General features: G+C 71.4%; 20 protein-coding genes. 10 read left to right on the top strand and 10 right to left on the bottom strand.

Going from position 1 to position 24,582, the window contains the following annotated elements; translation table 11 throughout:
- The first annotated feature begins 2 nt into the window (after positions 1–2).
- Entirely contained in the window at positions 3–2,684 is a 2,682-nt protein-coding gene (locus AB0J55_RS14740) for an RICIN domain-containing protein (protein WP_364247950.1), read from the top strand.
- Between the two features lie 55 nt (positions 2,685–2,739).
- Complete coding sequence (locus AB0J55_RS14735; protein ID WP_364247948.1) at positions 2,740–4,959, top strand: beta-L-arabinofuranosidase domain-containing protein; 2,220 nt, start codon at positions 2,740–2,742, stop codon at positions 4,957–4,959.
- Positions 4,960–5,059: 100 nt separating this feature from the next.
- Here AB0J55_RS14735 and AB0J55_RS14730 read toward each other — a convergent pair whose 3' ends face one another.
- From AB0J55_RS14730 to AB0J55_RS14720, 3 genes are all read right to left on the bottom strand, one after another.
- The gene (locus AB0J55_RS14730; RefSeq protein ID WP_364247946.1) at positions 5,060–5,614 is read right to left on the bottom strand and encodes a snapalysin family zinc-dependent metalloprotease; all 555 of its coding nucleotides are present in this window, start codon (positions 5,612–5,614) and stop codon (positions 5,060–5,062) included.
- Between the two features lie 148 nt (positions 5,615–5,762).
- Positions 5,763–6,320 (bottom strand): TetR family transcriptional regulator, encoded by a 558-nt coding sequence (locus AB0J55_RS14725; protein WP_364247943.1) that lies wholly within the window; start codon positions 6,318–6,320, stop codon positions 5,763–5,765.
- 1 nt (position 6,321) lies between these two features.
- The gene (locus AB0J55_RS14720; RefSeq protein WP_364247940.1) at positions 6,322–7,806 is read right to left on the bottom strand and encodes an MFS transporter; all 1,485 of its coding nucleotides are present in this window, start codon (positions 7,804–7,806) and stop codon (positions 6,322–6,324) included.
- A gap of 83 nt (positions 7,807–7,889) precedes the next feature.
- Here AB0J55_RS14720 and AB0J55_RS14715 point away from each other — a divergent pair, with 83 nt between their 5' ends.
- On the top strand, positions 7,890–8,120 hold the full coding sequence (locus AB0J55_RS14715) for a hypothetical protein (RefSeq protein ID WP_364247937.1): 231 nt from the start codon (positions 7,890–7,892) through the stop codon (positions 8,118–8,120).
- A gap of 146 nt (positions 8,121–8,266) precedes the next feature.
- On the opposite strand, the gene AB0J55_RS14710 is transcribed toward AB0J55_RS14715, so the two are convergent.
- Complete coding sequence (locus AB0J55_RS14710) at positions 8,267–9,439, bottom strand: ROK family protein (RefSeq protein WP_364247934.1); 1,173 nt, start codon at positions 9,437–9,439, stop codon at positions 8,267–8,269.
- 137 nt (positions 9,440–9,576) lie between these two features.
- Between AB0J55_RS14710 and AB0J55_RS14705 the strand changes: the two genes are divergently transcribed.
- Genes AB0J55_RS14705 through AB0J55_RS14695 form a run of 3 tightly spaced genes read left to right on the top strand, consistent with a single transcriptional unit; the run spans position 9,577 to position 14,698 of the window.
- Positions 9,577–11,001: an APC family permease gene (locus AB0J55_RS14705; protein ID WP_364247931.1), complete on the top strand. Its 1,425-nt coding sequence runs from the start codon at positions 9,577–9,579 to the stop codon at positions 10,999–11,001.
- Positions 10,998–13,811, top strand: a complete 2,814-nt coding sequence (locus AB0J55_RS14700; RefSeq protein ID WP_364247928.1) for a beta-mannosidase — start codon at positions 10,998–11,000, stop codon at positions 13,809–13,811. Before AB0J55_RS14705 ends, AB0J55_RS14700 begins: the two co-directional genes overlap by 4 nt.
- Positions 13,808–14,698, top strand: coding sequence for an ROK family protein (locus AB0J55_RS14695; protein WP_364247923.1), 891 nt, complete (start codon positions 13,808–13,810; stop codon positions 14,696–14,698). Before AB0J55_RS14700 ends, AB0J55_RS14695 begins: the two co-directional genes overlap by 4 nt.
- A 47-nt stretch (positions 14,699–14,745) precedes the next feature.
- Here the strand turns inward: AB0J55_RS14695 and AB0J55_RS14690 are convergent, their stop codons facing one another.
- The 3 genes from AB0J55_RS14690 to AB0J55_RS14680 form a co-directional block, all read right to left on the bottom strand.
- Positions 14,746–15,954, bottom strand: a complete 1,209-nt coding sequence (locus AB0J55_RS14690; RefSeq protein ID WP_364248197.1) for an MFS transporter — start codon at positions 15,952–15,954, stop codon at positions 14,746–14,748.
- Between the two features lie 65 nt (positions 15,955–16,019).
- Complete coding sequence (locus AB0J55_RS14685; RefSeq protein WP_364247918.1) at positions 16,020–17,015, bottom strand: LacI family DNA-binding transcriptional regulator; 996 nt, start codon at positions 17,013–17,015, stop codon at positions 16,020–16,022.
- A 59-nt stretch (positions 17,016–17,074) separates the two neighbouring features.
- The gene (locus tag AB0J55_RS14680) at positions 17,075–17,737 is read right to left on the bottom strand and encodes a Crp/Fnr family transcriptional regulator (RefSeq protein WP_364247915.1); all 663 of its coding nucleotides are present in this window, start codon (positions 17,735–17,737) and stop codon (positions 17,075–17,077) included.
- Positions 17,738–17,920: 183 nt separating this feature from the next.
- On the opposite strand from AB0J55_RS14680, the gene AB0J55_RS14675 reads away from it, so the two are divergent.
- Entirely contained in the window at positions 17,921–18,451 is a 531-nt protein-coding gene (locus tag AB0J55_RS14675; protein ID WP_364247912.1) for a hypothetical protein, read from the top strand.
- Between the two features lie 3 nt (positions 18,452–18,454).
- Here the strand turns inward: AB0J55_RS14675 and AB0J55_RS14670 are convergent, their stop codons facing one another.
- Entirely contained in the window at positions 18,455–19,141 is a 687-nt protein-coding gene (locus AB0J55_RS14670; RefSeq protein WP_364247910.1) for a Crp/Fnr family transcriptional regulator, read from the bottom strand.
- Between the two features lie 135 nt (positions 19,142–19,276).
- Here AB0J55_RS14670 and AB0J55_RS14665 point away from each other — a divergent pair, with 135 nt between their 5' ends.
- The 3 genes from AB0J55_RS14665 to AB0J55_RS14655 are packed head-to-tail and all read left to right on the top strand — an operon-like array spanning position 19,277 to position 22,925.
- Positions 19,277–20,938, top strand: coding sequence for a peptide-N4-asparagine amidase (locus AB0J55_RS14665; protein ID WP_364247908.1), 1,662 nt, complete (start codon positions 19,277–19,279; stop codon positions 20,936–20,938).
- A gap of 11 nt (positions 20,939–20,949) precedes the next feature.
- The gene (locus AB0J55_RS14660) at positions 20,950–21,594 is read left to right on the top strand and encodes a class I SAM-dependent methyltransferase (RefSeq protein ID WP_364247905.1); all 645 of its coding nucleotides are present in this window, start codon (positions 20,950–20,952) and stop codon (positions 21,592–21,594) included.
- 53 nt (positions 21,595–21,647) lie between these two features.
- On the top strand, positions 21,648–22,925 hold the full coding sequence (locus tag AB0J55_RS14655) for a cytochrome P450 (RefSeq protein ID WP_364247903.1): 1,278 nt from the start codon (positions 21,648–21,650) through the stop codon (positions 22,923–22,925).
- A 7-nt stretch (positions 22,926–22,932) separates the two neighbouring features.
- Here AB0J55_RS14655 and AB0J55_RS14650 read toward each other — a convergent pair whose 3' ends face one another.
- Positions 22,933–23,889: a DUF1152 domain-containing protein gene (locus AB0J55_RS14650; protein WP_364247900.1), complete on the bottom strand. Its 957-nt coding sequence runs from the start codon at positions 23,887–23,889 to the stop codon at positions 22,933–22,935.
- Positions 23,890–23,933: 44 nt separating this feature from the next.
- Positions 23,934–24,560, bottom strand: a complete 627-nt coding sequence (locus tag AB0J55_RS14645; RefSeq protein WP_364247897.1) for an alpha-ketoglutarate-dependent dioxygenase AlkB — start codon at positions 24,558–24,560, stop codon at positions 23,934–23,936.
- Between the last annotated feature and the right edge of the window lie 22 nt (positions 24,561–24,582).

The following is a 24,582-nucleotide window of genomic DNA, read 5'->3' as shown; positions in this document are numbered from 1 at the left end:
CGATGAGACGTCCGGTATTGCTCACCACCGCCGTCCTGGTGGCCGGCTTCGCCGTGGTGGCCCCGGCCCGCGCCGCGGCCACGTTCACCAGCATGATGGTCAACCAGGCCAGTGGCAGCTGCGCCACCGTGCCCAGCGGCGACAGCGCCGTGCAGCTCACCCAGGCCGCCTGCGCCTCGGGGACTGGGCAGTCGTACACCTTCAATCCCGTTTCGGGCGACGCCTACACGATCGGCACCTTCACCTCCGGTGACTGCGTCGACATCTACGGCGCGTCCACGGCGGACAACGCCGCGGTGATCCAGTACGCCTGCCACGGCGAGACCAACCAGCAGTTCCGGCTGCAGCCGGCCGGGACGAACACGTTCAACGTCGTGGCGGTCAGCTCGGGCAAGTGCATCACCCCGGCGAACAACGCGCTCGTCCAGCTGCCGTGTTCGAGCGCGAGCGCCTGGCGCGTGCCGGGCTACAATCCCGGCACGTCCGACACCTACCAGGGCATCCCGAACCTCGCGCCGAACGCGTGCAAGAACTCCGGCCTGCCGCGGTCGTACGGCACGAACTTCCAGACGCCGGACGACCCGTACGGCCAGGGCTTCCAGAACACCACCGCGATCGGCTGGGACGGCAACTACTGGCCGGTCTTCAGCTACCTGTCCGGTTCGTTCTTCGCCCGCGGCGTGAACACGACGTACAACGGCCTGTGCGGCGGGATGTACTCGTTCAGCGCCTACACCTACGGCGGAAACCCGGGTGCGCAGTCGGTGCAGTGGACCGAGGACAACGGCTACCTGCCCGCGATGACGACGTCCCGGACCTCGGGCAGCGTCGGCATCACCATCAAGAACTTCGCCGACAAGGTCACCATCAACGGGTCCGCCGTCATGCTCGTCTACACGCGGGTGTCGATCAAGAACAACGGCTCCGGCTCGGTGACGGTTCCGCCGGGCGGGTCGGGCCCGGGTCTCGTCCGGTTGACCTCGTCCTCTTTGGACACGGTAGCGGCCGGGCGGACCAGCAACCACGACTTCGTGGTGGCGGTGGACAACTTCGGCAGCGGCGTCGCGCTGCCGACCGGCTCGACACTGTCGTCGAACGCGCCGAACTACGACACCGCCTACGGCCAGATGACGGCGTACTGGAACTCGCGGCTGGCCGAGACGAACACCTTCAGCCTGCCGAACACGACCCTGCCCAACACCGGCAACCTGGCGAACCCGGGTACCGCGATGGCCAACGCCTACCAGGCGGGCACCGTCTACAACCTGATCATGCAGGTGGGCAAGGCGCAGTTCTCCGGCGCGAACAACTACAACTGGATCCTCAACCACGACGTCCCCGGCGAGCTGACCGCCAAGTTCGAAACCGGCGACTTCCGGGACGCGCGGAACCTGCTGCTCACCGCGCGGATCGCCCAGCAGGACAACTGGGACGAGGTGGGCGCCAACTGGTACTGGGACGGCGTCTGGAAGACCATGGGCGCCTGGGCGACGTACCTGGCGAAGACGAACGACACCGCGTTCGTCAGCCAGTACTTCAACGACACCGGCTCGTGGGGACCCAGCCTCCGCACCATCGCCCGGGTGAAGTACCCCGCCCAGCTCGCCTCGGACGGGACGCTGCAGGCCAACTTCGACAACGACTCCACTGGGCGCTGGCTGTTCAGCAACTTCTCGGCGTTGCAGATGCTGGCGTCCTACAAGTACATCGCGACGAAGATCGGCCAGACCGCCGAAGCGACGTGGGCGAACACGGCCTACACGTCGCTGCTGAACAGTTTGAACACCGTCGTGGGCCGCAACCAGTCCGCCAACGGCTTCACCTACCTGCCCTGCGAGGTCGACAAGCCCAACAGCGCCAACCGCTGCAACACCTTCAACGACGCCAACTGGGCCTCACCCGGCTGGGTCGGGCAGAACCAGTGGTCGACGCTGCTGTCCGGCGGCACGCTGACCGGCATCATGGGCGACCCCGGCCAGATCGACCGGATGTACCAGTGGGGCTTCAACCGGTTGTCCGCCAACGGCTACCCGTTCCCGACCTTCGGGGCGTTCAACGGGTACTCGACGGCGTACAACACGTCGTACTCCTCCGACGGGTTGTACTCCAACAACTACCGCGACCTGCCGATCACCAGCTACGCCTGGCAGCTCAAGACGACCACCGGCGGCCCGAACGCCTGGTGGGAGGCCAACGGCAGCGGGCCGAGCCCGGCCAACCCGTGGATCGGCAGCCACGCCGGCCCGCAGTTCGGCGCGTGCCCGTACGCGTGGCCGATCGCCGGGCAGCAGCAGGGCCTGCTGGAGTCACTGGTGGCCGAAGGCCTGGCGTCGAGCGGTTCCGGGCCGTACGCGTTCACCCGGCCGCTCTACCTCGGCCGCGGCGTGCCGAACTCCTGGATCACGCCCGGCCAGACGATCTCGGTCGGCAACCTGACCAACACCTACGACGTGGCGTCGGGCAGCCGGTCCACCTACGGGGTCTCCCTGGCGGTGAGCGGCTCGAGCGGCGCGCGCGTCGTCACGGTCACGACGTCGGGCACGCTGCCCGGCGGCGCGGTCCTGATCCAGCTGCCGGTGTTCCTGTCCACCGGCGTGAACTCGGTCAGCGGCGGCAGTTACGACGCCGCAACGCACACGGTCACCGCGAGCGCGAACACGGTGACCATCACCCTCGCGAGCTGAATCCCCGGGGTGCGCCGTGCCCGCGGCGCACCCCGCCCCAGCGAAAGGCTCGATGATGCGCGAACCCACCTTCGACCGTCGCCTGCTGCTCAAAGCCGTGGGTGCTCTCTCCGCGAGCGCGGCCCTGGCGCCGGCGCTCGCCGGCACTGCCGCGGCTGCTTCCCGGCCGGACATCGGCGTCTCGGTGTTCCCGTTCCCGCTCGGCGCGGTGCGGCTGCAGCCCGGGCCGTTCCTCGACAACATGAACCGGCAGCTGGCGTACTTCCGGTTCGTCGACGCCGACCGCCTGCTGCACACGTTCCGGCTCAACGCCGGCCTGGCCAGCTCGGCCCAGCCGTGCGGCGGCTGGGAAAGCCCCACCACGGAACTGCGCGGCCACTCCACCGGCCACCTGCTCTCCGGCCTGGCCCAGGCCTACGCCAACACCGGCGACACGACGTACAAGACCAAGGGCGACTACCTGGTCAACGCCCTGGCCGCGTGCCAGGCGGCCTCGCCGGGACGCGGCTTCCACACCGGCTACCTCTCGGCGTTCCCGGAGAACTTCTTCGACCGCCTGGAGAGCGGGCAGTCGGTATGGGCGCCCTATTACACGCTGCACAAGATCATGGCCGGGCTGCTCGACCAGTACCTCCTGGCCGGCAACCAGCAGGCCCTCGACGTCCTGCTGCGCAAGGCGGCCTGGACGAAGGCCCGCACCGATCCGCTGTCCACCTCGCAGATGCAGGCGGCGCTGCGCACGGAGTTCGGCGGCATGCCCGAGGTCCTGACGAACCTCTACCAGGTCACCGGCGACGCGAACCACCTCGTGACGGCCCAGCGGTTCGACCACGCCCAGATCCTCGACCCCCTCGCGGCGAACCAGGACCGGCTCGCGGGGTTCCACGCCAACACGCAGATCCCGAAGATCCTCGGCGCGATCCGCGAGTACCACGCCACCGGGACGACCCGCTACCGCGACATCGCGGTCAACTTCTGGCGGATCGTCCTCGACCACCACACGTACGTGATCGGCGGCAACTCGAACGGCGAGTACTTCCAGACGCCGGACGCGATCGCGAGCCAGCTGTCGGACAACACGTGCGAAGTCTGCAACACCTACAACATGCTCAAGCTGACCCGGCAGCTCTTCTTCACCAACCCTGTGCCCGAATACATGGACTACTACGAGCTGGCGCTGTTCAACCAGATCCTCGGCGAGCAGGACCCGAACTCCAGCCACGGGTTCGTCACCTACTACACGCCGCTGCGCGCCGGCGGGATCAAGACCTACGCCAACGACTACGACGACTTCACCTGCGACCACGGCACCGGCATGGAGTCGCAGACGAAGTTCACCGACAGCGTCTACTTCTTCACCGGCGAGACGCTGTACGTCAACCTGTTCATCGCTTCGGTGCTGACCTGGCCGGGCCGCGGGATCACCGTCCGGCAGGACACGACGTTCCCGGCGTCGTCCGGCACGAAGCTGACGATCGGTGGATCCGGGCACATCGCGCTGAAGATCCGGATCCCTCGCTGGACGTCGGGGGCGGTGGTGAAGGTCAACGGCGTCGCCCAGGGCAGCCCGGCGCCGGGCTCCTATTTCACGATCGACCGGACCTGGGCGTCCGGCGACGTCGTCGACGTGTCGCTCCCGGCGTCGCTGACATTCCCGCGCGCCAACGACGACGCGGGCGTCGGCGCGGCGAAGTACGGCGCGATCGTGCTCGCGGGCCAGTACGGCTCGGCGAACCTGAGCGCGCTGCCGACGTTGCAGACCGGTTCCCTGACCCAGGACCCCGCGAACCCGTTGCGCTTCACCGGGACGGCGAGCACGGGCGCGGTCACCCTGCTGCCATTCTACGCCACGCACCACCAGCGGTACACGGTGTACTGGCGGCTGACCGGCACACCGCCCACCGGGACGCCGTACGAGGCGGAGGCGGCCACCCTGGCCGGGCAGGCCGCGGTGCGGAGTTCGCCGGGTGCTTCCGGTGGTGCTCTGGTGGGCTATGTCGGCGGTGGTTCGGCGAACTACCTGCAGTTCAACGGCGTGAATTCCCCTGCGGGCGCCCACCCGGTGACGATCTTCTACGCCTCGGGCGAGGCCCGTTCGCTGACGGTGAGTGTCAACGGTGGTGCCGCGGTACCGGTCGACACGCCGAGCACGGGTGGCTGGGACACGATCGGTTCGGTGCAGGTGACGCTGACACTCGCCTCGGGCGCGAACACCATCCGCATCGGGAACGCGTCGGGCTGGGCGCCGGACCTCGACCGGATCGTCGTCGGCTGAGCGGAAAACCCCATGAACAGCCGATTCCCGGTTTCGGGGATCGGCTGTCCGGTGGTGGGACCGGTCAGGGGCGTGGCCCGGAGGCCACGCCCCTTCGGGCTCAGTAGCCGTAAACGGTTTCGTAGACCCGCTGTTCGCTGTTGGTCGCGACGAGGCCGTTGGCCCACAGCTGGTTCACCCGCGAACGCTCGGTCGCGTTCGGGACCGCGTTGGTGCAGGACGGGCCGGGGCCGCCACCCGACATCAGTTCCGAGCACGGGCCCGAGTAGTGGTCGGGCAGCCCGAGGGCGTGCCCGGTCTCGTGCGCCGCGATGCGGGTCGGGTTGTACTGGCGGGCCTGGGTGTAGTCGATGAAGATGGTGCCGCTGCCGTGCCCGTTGGTCGAGGCGTAGGAGCCGCGAGGGTCGTTGCCCTCGGTGTAGCGCAGGCTGGCGCCGGAGTTGCGCTCGACGAGCCGGACGTTGGTGACGCTGCGGTTCCAGTTGGCGGCACCGGCGTTGATCACCGAGCGGAACGTCGGTGCGCTGGCGGTGCTGTAGTAGACCGTGGTGACGGCGGCTTCCTGCTCGGTGGCGGCCGACGCGGTGCCCGCGGCGAGCGGGGTCACGGTCAGGGCAAGCGCAACGGCGCCGGCCAGGGCGAACTTCCTCGACATCGGAAAGACTCCTCGTGGGGACGGGGATTTGCCGGATTTGCGCGCGCTGTCGAGAATTTACCCGGAAGACACCTTCGCCGGAGCCGACTAACGTAGGGCGGGCAATCTGGTGATTTCCCAATACCGAAGCCGGGTTGACAGCGGCCGGTCAGGTGGTCCGGGTCAGGGCGAGCAGCTGCTGCTCCAGCTTCCGCGCGGCGGCCACGTCGATGCCCACGCCCCACAGCGGGGCCGTGCTCGCGCCGTCGGCCGCCGCGACCACCAGGGTGACCACGTCGGGCGGGAGGCCGTCGTCGTGGAGGTCCCGCTCCCACCGCTGCGCGTCCGCGCGGGCCAGCTCCGCGATCTCCGGGATCGAGATCAGCAGCGCGATCAGGGCGATCGTCTCGCGGACCGCGACCTCGTCGTGGGAGGTGTCCAGCGACGCCCGGACGTACGCGCGGGTCAGCCGGCCCGGGGCGGTGTCGGCCGGGTCGAGCGCCACCTGCACTTCGGCGCGGAACTCGTCGAGCAGGTTCTGGGCGAGCGTGCGGACCAGCGCGTCCTTGGCCGGGAAGTGGTACAGCAGCCCGCCTTTCGACACCCCGGCCGCCCGGGCGATGTCGTCGAGGGAGGCCGAGACACCGCGGGTGCGGATGACCGTCGCGGCGGCGTCGAGCAGGGCCCGGCGGGTTTCCTCCGGGCTGCGTCCGGCTTTGCGCGGCATGTCAGTCCTTTCCGGACGGAATGGTACGCCAGGCGATCACCGCGGCGACGGCGGTGACGGCGGCCGCCGCGAGCGCCGTCACCTGCATGGCCCCGGTGAAGGCCTCCTGTGCGGCCCGGACGAGCTCCGGGTCGCCGTCGAGCACTGCGCCGGCGAGGGAGTCCCGGACCCCGGCGGGGAGCGGGCCCGCCGGCAGGAAGGCGCGGTAGGCCACGGTGACGACCGAGCCGAGGATCGCGATGCCCAGCGCCGCCCCGAGTTCGTAGGCGGTCTCGGAGATCGCCGACGCCGAACCGGCCTTGTCCCGCGGGACGGCGGACAGCACCGAGTCGACCGTCAGCGTCAGCGCCAGCCCGACGCCGAGCCCGACCGGCACCAGCGTCAGGCCCAGCCACCAGTACTGCGGCGCCGGTTCGGCGAGGGCGACGAGCGCCAGCCCGGCCGCGGCCACGGCGAGCCCGGCCGCGACGGCCCGTCCCCGTCCGAGCCGGGCGACGACCACGCCGACGGCGGCCACGACGACGATCGAGGCCAGCGTCGCCGGCATTTCCGCGAACCCGGCCTGCAGCGGCGAGAAGCCGCGCACGAGCTGCAGGTACTGCGAAAAGAAGAACAGCAGGCCCATCAGCGCGAAGACGGCGATGAAGCTCGCGAGGACAGCCCCGCTGAAGGCACCGTTGCGGAACAGCGTGACGTCGATCAGCGGCGCGGCCGCCCGCCGCTGCCGCCGGACGAACAGGATCCCGGCGACCAGCCCGATCCCGGCGGCGACGGCGACCTGCCCGTCGGGGCCGGAGCCGACGGCGTGCTTGACCGCGTAGACCAGTGGCACGATCGCGGCGAGCGAAAGGCCGGCCGAGAGCAGGTCGAACCGGCCCGGCGCCGGGTCGCGCGACTCGGGCAGCAGCCACGCGCCCGCGATCAGGAACAGGACGACGACCGGCACGTTGATCAGGAACACCGAGCCCCACCAGTAGTGCTCCAGCAGCGTCCCGCCGACGAGCGGGCCCAGCGCGATGCCGCCACCGGAACCGGCCGACCAGATCGCGACGGCGCGGGTCCGTTCGCGCTGGTCGGTGAAGAGCGTCCGGATGAGCGACAGCGTCGACGGCATGATCGTCGCCCCGGCGACGCCGAGCAGCAGCCGCGCGAGGATCAGCACGCCGGCGGTGGGGGAGAAGGCGGCGAGGACGGAGGCGAGCCCGAAGGCGGCCGTGCCGAGGAGCAGCACCTTCTTGCGCCCGAACCGGTCGGCGAGGTTACCGGCGGTGACGAGCAGGCCGGCCAGGGCGAGGGAGTAGACGTCGCCGATCCACAGGATTTCGGTGGCGGTCGGCGCGAGTTCGCGGGTGAGCGACGGAACGGCGAGGTAGAGCACGGTGCCGTCGATGGCGAGCAGCAGGACGGCCCCGACGAGCACGCCCAGCGCAGTCCAGCGGCGGCGCGGGCTCAACGTCCGGGCGGAAGCGGGCTGAGTGGCGGTCATGCCGGTTACTATACCGTCCAGACGGTACAGTAACGCTGCTGAGGCCGGTCACGAGTACGCTGAAGGAGCGGAAAGGGGCGCATGTGACGGCGGAAGAACTGATCATCGAGTTCGCCCTGACGCGCCTCGACCACCCGGACCTCGACTTCGAGGAGATCGCGGCCCTGCTGGTCCGCCGGGGCGGCGAGGAGCGTGAGCTGGAGTTCGCGGCCCGCAACCTGGCGGACCGCGGAGAGCTGCGCGGCCCGGCCTTCCGGACGGCGGTCGAGTACGTGCTGCGGGTGGTGCTGACCCTGCGGGGACCGTCGGACTAGCGGGCATGCGCGCCTGACCTGCCACGGCTCGCTCCCGCCGGGCAGGGACCTGAGCACAGGGCGGCCCTGAGGCGCCGCCCGCCGGGCGGCCCGGCCGTGGGGCGGCCCGGCGCCCAGCGAAGGGCGCGGCCGGAACCGCCGCTCCGTCAACCGCTCCCGGCGGCGTGCCGCAGGCCGCGGCGGTCGAACACCAGCTCCCGGGCCGTCCCCAGGGCCGTCGCGATCGCTCCCGCCAGTACCGCGTCCTCGCCCAGCTGGCCCGCCACGATGTCCGGCACCACCGGGATCGTCGCCGCCAAGGCGCGTCGCATCGGGGTGGCCAGCAGGTCCGTGTTGCCGCCGATTCCGCCGCCCAGCACGATCAGGCGCGGGTCCAGGACCGCCGTCACCGCCGAGACCACGTACGCCAGCTTCTCCGCTTCCTCCTCGACCACCCGCAACGCCCGCTCGTCGCCCGCGCGGGCCAGGCGGAACACGTCCTTCGCCGATCTCGCCTTCGCCAGCCCCAGCGCGCGGGCCGCCTCGACCACCGCCTGGCCGGCCGCCGCCGTCTCCATCGGGCCGGGGCGCCGCGCCGCCGCGCCCGCCGGCATCGGGCCGTACGGCAGGTCCGCGACTTCGCCCGCCGCGCCGTGGGCGCCGCGGAACAGCCTGCCCTCCACCAGCACGCCCAGGCCGATCCCGGTGCCGACCGTCAGGCACACCAGCACGTCGGCACCGAGCGCCGCGCCGAGGGCGTGCTCGCCGACCGCGCACAGGTTCGCGTCGTTCTCCACCACCACGTCCGAGCCCGCGGCGGCCAGCGCCGCGACGAGCTCGTGCAGCACTCCGCGCCGCTCCCAGCCCGGCAGGTTGGGCGCGCGGTGCACCGTGCCGGTCGCCGGGTCCGGGACGCCCGGCGTGCCGACCACCGTCGACACGACTTCCTGCGGCCCGAGGCCGGCCGAAGTCACCGCGCGTTCGACGGATTCGCTCACCGTGCGCACCAGCACGCTCGCCGAGCGGCAGCGGTTGGGCTCGTCGAGCCGCGCGACGATGCTGCCTTCGAGATCCGCGACGGCCACCCGGATCACGCGCCGGCCGATGTCGGCGCCCACGACGTACCCGGCGTCCGGCGCCGCCTGGTAGACCACCGCCGCGCGGCCCGGGCCGGCCATGGTCCGCCCGGTGGTCCGGACCAGTCCGTGCTGCTCCAGGTCCAGCAGAGCCTGGCTCACCGTGGGTTTCGACAACCCGGTGTCGGCCGCGATCCGGGGCCGCGTCGCTTCGCCGTGGGTCCGCAGCCGGTCCAGGACGAGCCGCTGGTTCAGGGCCCGCATGTGCGCCGGAGTTCCGGCCGGTGGCCCGTTTTGCCCCACACGTCCTCCTGAGTTGCCGCAACTTTACCGGCGGAACCCTTTCGACCCCGCTCGTTCTATGTTAAGAAACTTTACTAACTACTAGTCGGAGGCACGTCGTGAGTTCACCCACTCGGTCCGGGGAACCGCCCGCCCTTGAACGCAAGATCGGCCCGCTGCAGGCCACCGCGATCAACATGACGCAGATGTGCGGGATCGGCCCGTTCGTCACGATCCCCGCCATGGTCGCCACCATGGGTGGGCCGCAGGCGATGTTCGGCTGGATCATCGGGGCGATCGTCGCGCTGGCCGACGGGCTCATCTGGGCCGAACTCGGGGCCGCCATGCCGGGGGCCGGCGGCACCTACCTGTACCTGCGCGAGGCGTTCCAGTACCGCACCGGGCGGCTGATGCCGTTCCTGTTCGTGTGGAGCGCGGTGCTGTTCATCCCGCTGATCATGTCGACCGGCATCATCGGGCTCGTCCAGTACCTCGGCTACCTGATCCCGGGGGTCACCGACGACGCGGGCACGACCCCGCTGGGCAAGCTCATCGGCGTCGGCATCACGCTGGTGATCATCCTGGCGCTGTTCCGGAAGATCGGCCAGATCTCCAAGCTGACCACGGTGCTGTTCGTGATCATGCTCGCCGCGGTGCTGACGACGATCGTCGCGGCGTTCTCGCACTTCAGCGCGGCGCAGGCGTTCGACTTCACCCCGGGCGCGTTCAGCTCCTTCGGCGACGGCACGTTCTGGGGCGGCCTCGGCGCCGGCCTGATCATCGCCATCTACGACTACCTCGGCTACAACACCTCCGCCTACCTCGGCGGCGAGGTGCGCACCCCGGGCCGCACGCTGCCCCGCTCGATCATCTTCTCCATCCTGGGCATCATGGGCCTGTACTTCCTCCTGCAGGTCGGCGTGCTCGGCTCGATCCCGCTGGACCAGCTGAAGGACGCGAAGTCGGTGGCGTCGTCGGTGCTGGAACAGGTGTGGGGCACCGGCACGGCGAAGGCCATCACCGTGCTGATCGTGATCGCCGCCATCGGGTCGGTCTTCGCCGGGCTGCTCGGCGGCTCGCGCGTGCCGTTCGAAGCCGCGCGCGACAAGGTGTTCCTGCCCGTGTTCGGCAAGCTGCACCCGAAGCTGCACCTGCCCACCGCCGGCGTGCTCACCATGGGTGTCATCACCATCGTCGGCTCGCTGTTCACCCTGACCACGGTGATCAACGCGGCGGTCGCGACGCTCGTCATCATCCAGTCGCTGGCCCAGGTCGCCGCGATCTTCGTGCTGCGGTACCGCCAGCCCGCGCTGCGGCGGCCGTACCGGCAGTGGCTCTTCCCCGTGCCGACCCTCATCGCGCTCGTCGGCTGGGTCTACATCTACATCTCGGCCGACTGGCTCTCGATCGGGCTGTCGCTGGGCTGGATCGCCGTCGGCGCGATCGCGTACCTCGTCTACGCCAAGGCCGAGCGCACCTGGCCGTTCGGGCCCAAGGAGATCAAGGAAGCGTTCGCCACCGAACCGGAAGGGGTTCAGGCATGACCCGGAAGCTCGCGGTCCTCGCCGCGCTGCTGCTCGTGCCCGGCGTGCTGAGCGTGGCCGCACCGGCGTCCGCGCAGCAGGACTTCGCCAAGCCGCACGGGCACAGCACCATCGGCCTGCAGGGCTGGCAGGTCCTCACGACGGCGAACGTCAAGGACGGCGGCGAGAAGGTGTCCACGCCCGGGTACGCCACCCGCGGCTGGCTGCCGGTGAAGGTCGACGACGCCGGCGCGCCCGGCACCGAGATCAACGCCCTGGTCCAGAACGGCAAGTGCCCGGACGTCTTCTACTCGGACAACATGCGCAAGTGCTTCGGGTACGTCGACAAGCTGGGCCCGGTCGTCACGAAGCCGTTCTCCGACCCGTGGTGGTACCGCACCGACTTCACCCCGGACATCCGGCCGGGGCAGCACGCGAAGCTGACCATCCCCGGCATCGTCGGCGAGGGCGACGTCTGGGTGAACGGCACGCTCGTCGCCACGAAGGACGTCGTCAGCGGCGCGTTCGCGGGGCACACCTTCGACGTCTCGAAGCTGGTCAAGCCGGGCCGGAACACCCTGGCGATCAAGGTGTACCCGAACAACCCGCTGAAGATGTACACGCTCGACCAGGTCGACTGGAGCCAGATCCCGCCGGACAACGACACCGGCATCCAGTTCCCGCCGACGCTGCAGGTCTCCGACGCCCTCACCGGTGACAACGCGCACGTCGTGCAGGACAACGCGCCCGACCTGTCCAGCTCGAAGCTGACCGTGAAGGTCGACGTCACCAACAACGCGGCCACGCCGCAGACCGGCGACGTCGCCGCGACGATCACCTCGCCCTCGGGCGCGCCGGTCGTCGTGCAGCAGCGCGTCACGATCCCGGCGAACACCAAGCAGACTGTCGTGCTCGCGCCGGTCAGGATCGCCCACCCGCAGGTGTGGTGGCCGTACTCGATGGGCGCCCAGCCGCTGTACACCCTGACCACCGCGGTCTCGCAGGACGGCGTGCTCTCGACGTCGTCGAAGAGCACGTTCGGCATCCGCACGGTGACCTCGCGCCTGGTCGGGAAGTCCGCGCCGCTGCCCGAAGGCGCGCGGCAGTTCACCATCAACGGCAAGGACTTCGTGTTCCGCGGCGGCGGTTTCGCGCCGGACCTGTTCCTGCGCTACGACAAGGCCGACACCGCGCACCAGATCGCGCTGATCAAGAATCTGGGCCTGTCCGGCGTCCGCCTCGAAGGCCACGACATGCCGCAGGACTTCTACGACCAGGCCGACCGCGCCGGCCTGCTGGTCATCGGCGGGTTCCTCTGCTGTGACGCCTGGCAGCCCGACACCGCCGAGCAGCTCGGCGAACGCGACCTGCGGATCATCCACGACTCCTCGGTGAGCATCGCGCAGCGCGAACGCCACCACCCGAGCGTGTTCAACTACGGCTGGAGCGACAACGAGCCGTTCCCGAACCAGGAGCAGGCCGTCCTCAGCGCGTTCCGGCAGGAGGACTTCCAGGTCCCGGTGATCGCCTCGGCGGAGTACAAGAGCACGCCGACGCTGGGCAATTCGGGGGAGAAGGAAGGCCCGTACGACTGGGTCCCGCCGTCGTACTGGTACGACAGCACCCACTTCGACGCTTCCGACGACAGCCGCACCAACGCGGGCGGCGCCTGGGGCTTCGCGAGCGAGCAGAGCGCCGGGCACACCGTGCCGACGCTCGACTCCGTCAAGCGGTTCCTTTCGCCCGCCGAGCAGGCGAAGCTGTGGCAGGACCCGGCGTACAACCAGTACCACGCGAACTTCGAGCCGGACCACGGCGGGTACGCGTTCGGCACGCTGTACACGCTGGACCAGTCGATCCTGCAGCGGTACGGGAAGTGGACCTCGCTGAAGTCCTATGTGGACCTGGCGAACATCGCGAACTACGAGAACACCCGCTCGCAGTTCGAGGCGTTCCTGCACCACTCGACCGACAAGGCCAACCCGTCGACCGGCGTCGTCTACTGGCAGCTGAACAAGGGCTGGCCGACGCTGCTGTGGTCGCTCTACAACGACGACGGCGACCAGCCGGGCGCGTACTTCGGCGCACAGAAGGCGAACAAGCCGCTGCACGCGATCTACGGCTACGACAACGGATCCGTGACGCTGGACAACCTCGGCGCCACCACGCAGTCCGGGCTCTCGGTGCAGGCCCGCGTGCTCGACACCACGGGCAAGGTCCTCGACGACCGGACCGTGTCCGGCCTTTCCCTGGGCAGCCAGGGCGTGCGCACCGGGATCCTGAAGCCGAAGGTGCCGGCCGAGACGAAGGCACCGGCGCCCGCGCAGGTCTACTTCGTCGAGCTGCAGGTCAAGCAGGCCGGGAAGGTCGTCGACCGGAACGTCTACTGGCTGTCGACGCAGAAGGACGTCGTCGACTGGGCCAAGACGCTCGGCAACCCGCAGGCGACGCTGTCGCAGTACAGCAACCTGCAGGCGCTGCAGAACCTGCCGAAGTCGCAGGTCGGCGTGACCGCGTCGACCTGTGCGCAGGGCGGCGGCCTCGTCACCACGGTGACGGTCACGAACACGTCGAAGACGCCGGGCGCGGCGTTCTTCCTGCGGGCCGACGTCCGCCGCGGGACGCCGGACGGGCGCGAGGCGCCGGGGGACAACCAGCTCGCGAACGCGACCTGGGACGACAACGACATCACGCTGTGGCCGGGCCAGTCGCAGACGCTGACCGTCACCTACCAGGCGGCCGACCTGCGCGGGGCGGCCCCGGTGATCAGCGTCGACGGGTTCAACACCGGCCGGGTCGTGGTGCGGGGGACGGGAGGGACCCACGCGTGACAGAGGAACGGATTCTCGGGATCGACTTCGGCGGCACGAAGGTGGCGCTGGGGCTCGCCGGCCGCGACGGCACCCTGCTGGCGACGCGCCGGCTGGACACCGACGCGCAGGCGGGGGCCGAGCAGGTGGTGGTGCGCGCGCTCGCCGCGGCCAGGGCCCTCCTGGCCGACGAGGGCGCGGTGCCCGCCTGCATCGGCGTCGTCAGCCCGGGGATCGTGCTGCCGGACCGCATCCTGCTCGCGCCGAACGTGCCGGGGTGGGAGCAACTGCGCCTGGCGGAGCTGGTGGCCGCCGAGTTCCCCGCCGTGTCGATCTCGGTGGGCACGGACGCGAAGGCGGCGGCGCTGGCGGAATGGCGCTGGGGTGCGCTGGCCGGGGCCGACCCGGCGGTGTTCCTGTCCCTGGGCACCGGCATCGCGGCGGCGGTGCTGATCGGCGGCCGGGTGCTGACCGGCGCCAACGGAGCTGCCGGCGAGATCGGGTACAACCTGCTCTCGCCGCAGGACACCGAAGGTTTCGCGAGCGGAGCGGCGCCGCTCGAGGAAGCCGTCGGTGGGCGTGGGCTGGGCGGCCGGGCGAGCGAACTGCTCGGCCGCCCGGTCACCGCCGGGGAACTGTTCGCACTGGCCAAGGAGAACGTCGAGGCGAAGGAGCTGGTGACGGCGGCGCTCGACGAGCTGTCGATGCACGTGGCCAACCTGGCGATCGCGCTGGACCCGGAACGCATCGCGGTCGGCGGCGGGCTGGTGCGCTCGGCGGACGTGCTGCTGCCGGCGCTGGCGGACCGGCTCGCGCACGCGGTGCCGTTCCCGCCGCAGCTGGTGGCGGCCCGCTTCGACCAGGACGCGGCCCTGCTGGGCGCGGTGGCGCTGGCACTGGGCGGCTGAGTTTCCGGGTGGTGTGCCGGTGCCCCGACCCGGCACACCACCCGGCTTCACGCCCGGGCGGCGGCGGCCTCTTCGGCCTGCCGGAACGCGGCGGGGGAGAGGGTCAGCCAGACCAGCACCGCGCTGACGGCCTGGATGGCCGCGGCCATCACCCAGACGGCACGCAGGCCGTAGTGCGCCGCGACGAGACCGCCGGCCAGCGCGCCCAGCGGCGTCAATCCCCAGGCCAGCGTCCGGTGGCTGGTGAGCACCCGGCCCAGCAGCGGCGCCGGCGTGAAGCGCTGGCGGCTGGACTGCGAGCAGACGTTCCAGATCAGCACGGTCGCCGTCAAGGAGATCAGCACGACCCCCACCAGCGGCGGCCACGGCGGGACGAAGGCGATCAGCAGCTCCGTCACCACGCCGAAGCTCTGCGCGAACCGCATCGACCACGAGTAGCCGAGCCGGTCCACCACTTTCTGCACGACGAACGACGACGCGACCCAGCCGACGGCGAGACAGGCGAGCAGCAGGCCGTAGCCGACCGGGCCGACGTGCAGGATCTGCGTCGCGTAGAGCACGAACATCGCGTTGCCGGCGCTCGCGGCGAACGAGCCGAGGGCGACGTTGATCGTGATCGACCACAGCAGCGGCGTCCGCACGAGGTGCCGCAGCCCGCCGGAGAGGTCCCGCATCGGGTGCGTCGTCGCGGCCACCACGGACTGCGAAGGGATCCGGCGGGCGAGCAGCATCGCGAGCAGCGCACAGGCGGCGGCCAGCCAGGCGGGCGCCCCGGCCCCCACCGCGATCAGGAACCCGGTCAGCGGCGGCACGACGAACTGCACGACACCGCGGTCGATCACGGTGAGCCGCGCGTTGGCGTGGGCGAGCCGGTCGGCGTCGACGAGCTCCGGGACCAGCGCGCCGCTGGCGCCGTCCCCGAGCACTTGCGCCGAGGTGACGACGAAGGCGACCAGGAGCAGCACGGGCAGGCTGAGCAGCTGGGCCGAGGTGACGGCGGCGAGCAGCACGGCGGCCCCGGCCTGCACGGCGTAGGCCCAGGCCAGCACGGTGGTCCGGCGCACCCGGTCGATGAGCACCCCGGCGAACAGCGAAAGCAGCAGCCACGGCGCCTGCCCGGCGATGTTGACCAGCGAGACTTCGCGCGGATCGGTGGTGACGGACACCGCGAGCAGGGGAAGGGCGGCCAGCATCAGGCCTTCGGCGGACGAACCGGACACCGCGACGGCCTGCAGCCGCACCCACCTCGACGCCATGATCCCGAGCTTGCCGAAGCGATCGGTGAATTCCAACCGATTTCCCGGCCGGGGCCGGGAAAAGGTCAGCGGCGCACCCGGGTCGATTCGCGGACGACCAGCTCCGGGGTGAAGACCACGGCCTGCCGTTCCGGTTTCGTGTCCGACGTCTCCGCCAGCAGCAGCTCCGCCGCCGTGCGGCCGAGGCGGCGGGCCGGCTGGCGGACCGAGGTCAGGGGAACCGCCGCCGCGCCCGCGAACTCGATGTCGTCGTACCCCACGATCGCCATCTCCTCCGGGACGCGGACGCCCGCGCCGACCATCGCCTGCAGCACGCCCAGGGCCAGCAGGTCGTTCGCGCAGAACACCGCCGTCGGGCGGGGGCTCATGCCGAGCAGGCGCGCGCCCGCGTCGCGGCCGGAGGTGACGTCGAGGCCGATTGCCTCCAGCACGGTCAGCTCCGCCCCCGAGCCGGCCAGCGCGGTGCGGAGGCCCTGCTCGCGGTCGCGGCACTGGGCGAGGATGGCGGGGCCGTTGACGAACGCGATCCGCCGGTGGCCGGTCTCCAGGAGGTGCCGCCCGCCGAGCGCGCCGCCGGCGACGTCGTCCACCGACACCGAACTCGCCTCCGACGCCGGGGCCTTGCGGTCGACGAAGACGTACGGCGTGCCGGTGCGCCGGAACGTCCGCAGCGCCTCGCCGGAGGTCGCGACCGGGCTCAGCAGCACGCCGCGGACCCGCTGCTCGGCGAACATCGCCAGGTACGACGCCTCCAGCTCGGACCGCTGGCCGCTGTTGCAGGTGATGATGTTGAGGCCCTCGGCGTGCGCGGCCTGCTCGGCCCCGCGGGCGACGTCGACGAAGAACGGGTTGCCGAGGTCGAGCACGAGCAGCCCCATGACCCGGCTGCGGCCCGCGCGCAGCTGCCGCGCCGACTCGTCGCGGACGTAGCCCAGCTCCTCGATCACCGACAGCACCCGGCTGCGGGTGGCCGCCGCGACCACGTGCGGCCGGTTGACCACATTGGACACCGTGCCGATCGAGACGCCGGCCCGTTTTGCGACGTCCTTGATGCCGACCACGGAACCCCCTCGCTGAGAGGCCGTGAGCCTATCATGATCTGAAACGTTTCAGGCGCGCGTCACGACTGCTCGGCGAGCTTGCTGAACCGGAGCAGCGCACCGAGATCGTCGACGACGATGCGTCGATACTCGCTGCGCAGGACACCCAGCCGGTGGAGGCGCTGGGTGGTCTTCTCGAACGTGCTCAGCGCAACGCCGGTGAGGGAGGCGATCTCGGCCTGGGTGAGTGACAGGTCGAGGATCCAGCCGTGGGCGGTGTGGCGGCCGTGGCGCCGGACGATCTCCGCCAGGACGCGGCCGACGCGTATCGGTGCCGGGCAGCTGAGGATTTCGGCGCGGCGGCTGTTCGCCCAGTGGAGCCGGGTGCTCAGGGAACTGGCCACCGCCCGCCACACGTCGGGATGGCGGTCGAGGAACTCGTTGAACTGCGCCTTGCCGACCAGCTTCGCCTGGACGGGCGTGCAGGTCTGGACGTTGGCCGAACGCCGCCGCTCCTCGAAGACGGACATCTCGCCGAGGATGTCGCCCGGGCCGCGCAGCGCGAGCAGCACCGGGCGGCCGAACTCCGTGTCTACGACGACCTTGAGTGCCCCGGTCAGCGGGATCACCACGTGGTGGCTCGGCTCGCCCTGCCGGATCACCGTCTGCCGCGGGCCGTAGGCCACCGGGGTCCCGAGGTCGAGCAGGGCGTTCGCGGTGCGCGCGCCGAGCAGCCCGAGCACCGAGTCGGCCGGCCAATGTCGTTGCTGGTTCAGCGCTACCCCCGTGGTCCGAACGCTGCAGTCGCGGCGCGCGTGTGGGCTGTTACGCCAGGGAAGCCCGGACAGGCGCCGGTGAACCCGTCGTGCGATGGGGTGCGGGCGTCCGGATCGCGGAAAACTGGGTTTGGGAGACGGGAGAGGCCGATGAGCCCGAAAGCGGTGAAACGCGCGCCGGCGCCGGATGCCGGGCTGGTGCGGGAGCTCGAAACCGCGCTGAGCACCGTGACGTCGTTCCAGGGCGCGGTCCAGCACGCGGACGACAAGGTGCGGACCGTGGTCGCGGTGCAGAGCACGATCACCGCGCTCGTCGCCGCGCAGCTGGCCTTCCTGCCGGCGGTCCAGCCGGGCACCGGGCTGCGGACCGCCGTGTTCGCGATCTTGGCCTGCTTCCTCGCGGGCTACGGTTATTCGGCGTACCAGCTGTTCCAGGCGCTGCGGCCGCGGACCGAACGCCTCACCGTGCCCAACCGGTTCGCCTTCCCGACCGTCGCGGGCGGCGCCGGCCCGCCCGCACCCGTCCCGGTGCACCGGCAGTGCGCCGAAGCGCACCAGCTGTCGAGGCTGCTGGCGGACCTGGCGATGGTCAAGCACCGGCACGTCCGGCGGGCACTGGCCGGCACCGGCGTCCTGTTCCTCTGCGGCCCGTTGCTGCTGCTGGTCATCGCCTTCGGGTGAGCCTCAGCCGTCGGCGACCGCCTCCAGCCGGGCGCGGTCGACGACGGTGATCCGCCGGTAGCCGGTGCCGACGACGCCGGCGTGCCGGAACCCGGCGAGCGCGCGGTGGACCGTCGGCTCGGCGGCGCCGACGAGCGCGGCGAGCTCCGGCTGGGTGAGGTCCACGCCGATCTCGACCCCGCCGCGGCCGGGCGTGCCGTAGGCCGCGGCGAGCTCCAGGAGCACCCGCGCCAGCCGGATCCGCACCTCGCGGCTCCCGAAGTCGACGCGCCGCCGGGTCGCCCAGCGCAGCTTGCCGGCCACGCTGCTGCCGACCTCGAGCGCCACGTCGGAGTGCCCGGCGAGGAAGCGGCGGAACTCCGCCTGCGGGACGAGCCGGGCGCGCACCCGGCCGGCGCAGGTGACCGTCGCGACCCGGGGCTGCCCGTCCATGCTCGCGAGCTCGCCGATCAGCTCGCCCGCGGTGCGGATGGCCAGCAGCGCCAGCTGCCCCTCGGGCGTCGTGGCCGTCACCTTGACGAACCCGCTCACGAGCACCAGGACGTGTGCGGTCGTTTCGCCTTCCCGCAGCAGCACCTTGCCCGGCGCGTACTCGCGGAGGGTGCCCAGGCCGAGCAGGCCGGCCCTCGACGTCTCGGGCAGCTTCGCCAGGAAGCTGCCCGGGGGAAAGTCCCCGGTCAGGCTGCTCACGGCCGTCCTCCTCACCCGCCGTGCATGCTACGGACCGGCCCGGCCGCCGGCCAAGGGCGGCGAGCCGCGTGACCGGGCTTTGTCCTGTTGATGTCCAGCCGTTCGTCGGGGCGGCACCGGGATAGGGTGGCCCGCGTGCGCAGACGACTGGTGTTGATCGGTGCGGTCCTGTCCCTGCTGCTCCTCCCGGGCGTCGCTTCGGCTTCGCCGGTCGTGGAAGGCGACACCGACGATCCGGTGACCGCCGCGCCCGCCGTCTCGCGGCCGGACACCCCGCACTGCACCGTGACGCTCGCCGATGCCTTCCGCTCCAACGCCGCCGACGGCAGCCCGCGGTTCTACGAGGGCACGCTCACCCCGCCGAAGGCCTGCCCGGGGCCGTGGGCGAAGGTTGTCATGGACCAGACCGTGACGGTGAGCGGACGGCAGTACGACCGGATCGGCGACCTGCGGATCGGCGGCACCGAGGTCTGGTGGGGGACCACCGAGGAGCCCAGTGGCGAGGGCCACCGCGCGATCACCTACCACTTCGCCAAGGACCTCACGCCCTACAGCGCGCTGCTGCGCACCCCGCAGCCGTTCCACGGCGGCATCGAGAACTACAACTCGCCGATCTACACCGGTGTCTACGCCCAGACCGTGACGCTGACCTACTACCAGGCGGACCGCAAGCATCCCGCGGCCGTCACCCCCGACCACGTCGCCGGGTTCGGCCACGCCGACGCCACTCCCGCCGCGCCTGCCGTGCACTTCACCGCGCAGGGCCTGCCGCGCAACATCACCCGCGCCTACCTCGAGGTGACGCTCGAAGGCCACGCCTGCGACGAGCAGTGGTTCGACGACGTGCCCGACGCCGTCGCGGCGAAGTACCCGGCGGCCGGCCTGTGCGGGAAGGGCCCGTACCGCGAGGCGAACTTCGCGATCGACGGGGTTTCCGCCGGGAGCGCGTTCACGTTCCCGCACATCTACTCCGGCGGGATCGTGCCGCAGCTGTGGCGGCCGGTCGTCGCGATCGACACCTTCAGCCTGCACGCCGAAACCTACGACGTCACGCCCTTCGCGGGCCGGCTCGTCGACGGCGGTACCCATGACCTCTCCTTCTCCTTCCCGGACATCGGCGGCGAATTCACCGTCGTCCCGACGCTACTGCTCTACACCGACAAAAACGCCGCGCAGACGTCCGGCGCCCTGACCCAGCACGACGTCGCGGCCGCGCCGGCCAGGCAGACGACGGTCAAGGACATCCCCGACGGCGTGAACGTGACAGTGACCGCGAAACGCCACGACGTCACGGCCGGCTACGTCGACACCTCGGCCGGGCGCGTGTACACCCGTGTCGAACGCACCCGCGACTACCGCAACAGCGACGACGTCACCGGTGGTGGCTTCACCCAGCACGTCGTGCAGGCGGACTCCGGGCAGCAGACGTCGGTGTCCACAGTGGACGGACGGGTGCGATCGGCGGACCGGCACACCTGGTCCTACCCGCTGACGACCGACGCGACGGCGAACATCACCGACGACCAGAACCTGCGGATCTCCGGCGCGGTGGACATGACGAAGACCCTCGCCGACTTCACCGGGGACGGCCGGAATTGGCGGCCGGCGGGCGCGTCACGGGAGTGGCTGGCCTCCTCCGGCGTGCTCGCCCGCACGAACGGCGTGAACACCGAAGCCGACGGCCGTTCGAAGACACTCTTCACCGGCACCGACGACCTGGGCCGGCCGTACTTCCACTACATCGCCAGCGAACACGGGCGGATCACCGAGAACCGCGAGCTGCCCCGGCGCGGATAGGCTCCGGGTCCATGACCGAACCCGCCTTCGTGACCGAGACCCGGACCGCCTACGACACCGTCGCCGACTCCTACGCCGAGCAGCTGCGTGACCTGCTGGCCGAGAGTCCCTGGGACCGGGCGGTGCTGACCACGTTCGCCGAACTGGTCGGGAACAGCGGCCCGGTCGGTGACCTCGGCTGCGGCCCGGGCCGGTTGACCGGGTACCTGGCTTCGCTCGGGCTCGACGTGTTCGGCGTCGACCTCTCGCCCGGCATGGTCGACGCGGCCCGCCGGGCGCACCCCGGGCTGCGCTTCGAGGTCGGTTCGCTGGCCGCCCTCGACCTGGAAGACGGCGGCCTGGCGGGGGCGCTGGCGTGGTACTCGCTGATCCACACGCCGCCGGAGGAGCTACCGGCGGTGGTGGCGGAGCTGGCGCGGGTGCTGGCGCCGGGCGGGCGGCTGCTGACCGGATTCCAGGTCGGCGACGAGCGCCGCCGCATCACCCAGGGCTACGGCCACGACGTCGCCTTCGACGCCTACCGGTTGCAGCCGGACTTCGTGGCCGGGCTGTGCGCCGCCGCCGGGCTCGTCGTGGAAGCGCGGCTGGTCCGTGAGCCGCAGGGCCCGTACGAGAAGACGCCGCAGGCCTACCTGCTGGCCCGCAAGCCGGGGTGAACCCCGTCTCGCTTCCCGTCACCCGATCGGGCTAGTACGGTACTGTCGGGTTCATGGGGAGTCTCCGCTCACGGGTCCTGGGCTGGGTCGGCCGTCGCTACCTCGCCCGGCAGTCGAAAAAGGGCTTCGACCTCGAAAAGATGTCGGCCATCCTGCCCGATTCGGCGCTGCTGCCGCTGAAGCGCGACGGCCTCGACCCGGTCCCGGCGATGGCCGCGCAGCGAAGCGACGCGCCGATCGGCAAGCTCGACCTGCCGTTCGGGATGAACGCCTGGCTCGTCACCGGCTACGACGAGGCGAAGGCCGTGCTCGGCAAGGCGACCGGGTTCTCCAGCGACTTCGGCAACCTGGTCGGCAACGCCGGGGTGACCGCCGACCAGAACCCGGGCGGCCTCGGCTTCGCGGACCCGCCGGTGCACACGCGCCTGCGGAAGCTGCTCACCCCCGAGTTCACCATGCGCCGGCTGAGCCGGCTGGCCCCGCGCATCGACGAGATCGTCGCCGAACAGCTCGACGCGATGGCCGCCGCGGACGGCCCGGTCGACCTGTGGCAGGCGTTCGCGCTGCCGATCCCGTCGCTGACCATCTGCGAACTGCTCGGCGTGTCCTATGAGGACCGTGAGGACTTCCAGCGGCTGAGCACCGCGCGCTTCGACCTCTTCGGCGGCGCGGGCGCCTCGCTCGGCGCGATGTCGGAGTCGCTGACGTACCTGCTCGACATCGTCGAGAAGCAGCGCGAACAGCCCGGCGACGGCCTGCTCGGCATGCTGATCAAGGAGCACGGCGACGAGATCGACGACCGCGAGCTGGCCGGCCTCGCCGACGGCGTGCTCACCGGCGGCCTGGAGACGACGGCGAGCATGCTGGCCCTCGGCGCCCTGGTGCTGCTGCGCGACGAGAAGGCGATGGACGCCGTCCGCGGCGACGACGAGTCGGTGCACCGGTTCGTCGAGGAGCTGCTGCGCTACCTGACGGTGGTGCAGATGGCGTTCCCCCGGTTCGCCAAGGAGGACATGGAGATCGGCGGCGTCCGCATCGCCGAGGGTGACATCGTCCTGGTGTCGCTGTCGGCGGCGGACCGCGACCCCAAGCTGGGCCCGGACATGGAGACGTTCGACGCGACCCGCGAGCCGACGTCCCACCTGGCGTTCAGCTACGGCATCCACCGCTGCATCGGCGCCGAACTGGCCAGGATGGAGCTGCGCACGGCGTACCCGGCGCTGATCCGGCGCTTCCCGAACCTGCGGCTCGCCGTGCCGGAGGACGAGCTTTCGTTCCGCAAGGTGTCCATTGTGTACGGTCTGGACGAGCTCCCGGTCCTGGTGGACTGACGGCGTTTCAGTGCGGGATGGGCCGCCGCGGCCGGCGCGCGACGCGGTCCCGGTGCGCTTCGATGACCAGGGCGACTTCGGTGGCGGTGTTCGTCGCCGCGAGTTCCGGCAGGTAGCCGACGCCGGCGGCCAGGGCCGGCAGGTCCACGGCGAAGTAGACCCCCATCAGCGGGTTCACGAACAGTTCGCTGCCCGCGGTGCGGGTGGTGCCGTGCACGTCCCCGAACTCACCCCGCAGCGCGGCGGCGATCTGTCCCTGGACGATGCTCGGCCGCTCCGGGGTCGCGCGGTTCGCGTCCGCGACGGCGTCCAGATAGGCCGCGGCTTCCGGTGACGCCGACGGGATCGACAGCGCGCCGAGGTAGCCGCCGGCCCGGTCGAGGGCGGCGAGGTTCTCCAGCACGTGCGCGTGGCAGACGCCGTGGAAGGCGTCGATGCCGAAGCCGAGGCTGACGACGATGCGGTCGACGCCCTCGAGCGCGGCCACCGCGGCGAGGCTGGCCATGTCCTCCTCGGGCGTGCCGAGACCGGACTCGTCCCCGCGCAGCAGGATGTCGGTGCCGCCGTCGACGAGCACCACCGCGTCGACCGCGAGCTGCGCGGTCAGGGCCTCGTACGCCTCCCGCAGCGGCCAGGCGCCGACGCGCGGGAAGGCGTGGACGACCGGTGGCCACCCCTGCCCGGCCAGCCACCGGGCGAGGGTTCGCTCGGGGAAGTAGCCGTCGTCGCCCGCGCTGCCGGGCCGCACCCGGGCGACGTCCGGCGCGATCCAGTCGTCGAGGTCGAGCCGGTTCAGGTCGCTGAACGCCAGGTTCGCGAAGTGGACCTCCTTGCCCTGGGCGCGCAGGGCGAAGGCGAGCGGGAGGCCGGCGTAGACGTCGAACCCGCCGCCCGCGCCGGCGATCAGGACCCGGCGGGCCGGCCGCAGCCGGGTGAACAGCGGGGGTTCCGCGAGCGTGAACACCCGGCCATCCTACGGGGGGTGCGGTGTCTGTCCTCTGTGGATTTTCAGCGCACCCCGCGCGGCCGGAACTGGATGCTGATCCGCGGCCCGGCCGCCCGGTTCGTCTTCGGGATCGCGTGTTCCCACGTGCGCTGGCACGAGCCGCCCATCACGATCAGGTCGCCATGGCCGAGGGCGTACCGGTGCGACTCGCCGCCGCCGCGGGGGCGCAGGGCCAGCTGGCGGGCCGCGCCGACCGAGACGATCGCGACCATCGTGTCCTCGGTGCTGCCGCGGCCGATCGTGTCGCCGTGCCACGCGACGCTGTCACGGCCGTCGCGGTAGTAGCACAGGCCCGCTGTGCGGAACGGCTCGCCGAGTTCGCCGGCGTAGTGCTCGCTCAGCGCGTCACGGGCTTCCGCCAGCACGGGGTGGGGGAGGGGCGCCGACTCGCGGTAGAAGCACAGCAGCCGGGGGACGTCGACGAGCCGGTCGTACATCCGCCGCCGCTCCGCCTGCCACGGGACGCCGGTGACGAGACCGGTGAACACCTCGTCGGCGCCGTCGAGCCAGCCGGGCTGGACGTCGATCCACGCGCCGGAGCCGAGTTCGGTCCGCCGGGGTGCCAGCGCGTGCAGCGCGACGGGGCCGGATTCGCCGAACAGCGATGCCTGCCGAGCCGGGGTCGTCATGGGTCCGACCGTACACGATGTT

It is taken from the genome of Amycolatopsis sp. NPDC049688 (assembly GCF_040674975.1).
GTDB lineage: Bacteria > Actinomycetota > Actinomycetes > Mycobacteriales > Pseudonocardiaceae > Amycolatopsis.
Note: the sequence above shows the minus strand (reverse complement) of the source record. Positions and strands in the feature narration are given on the sequence as shown.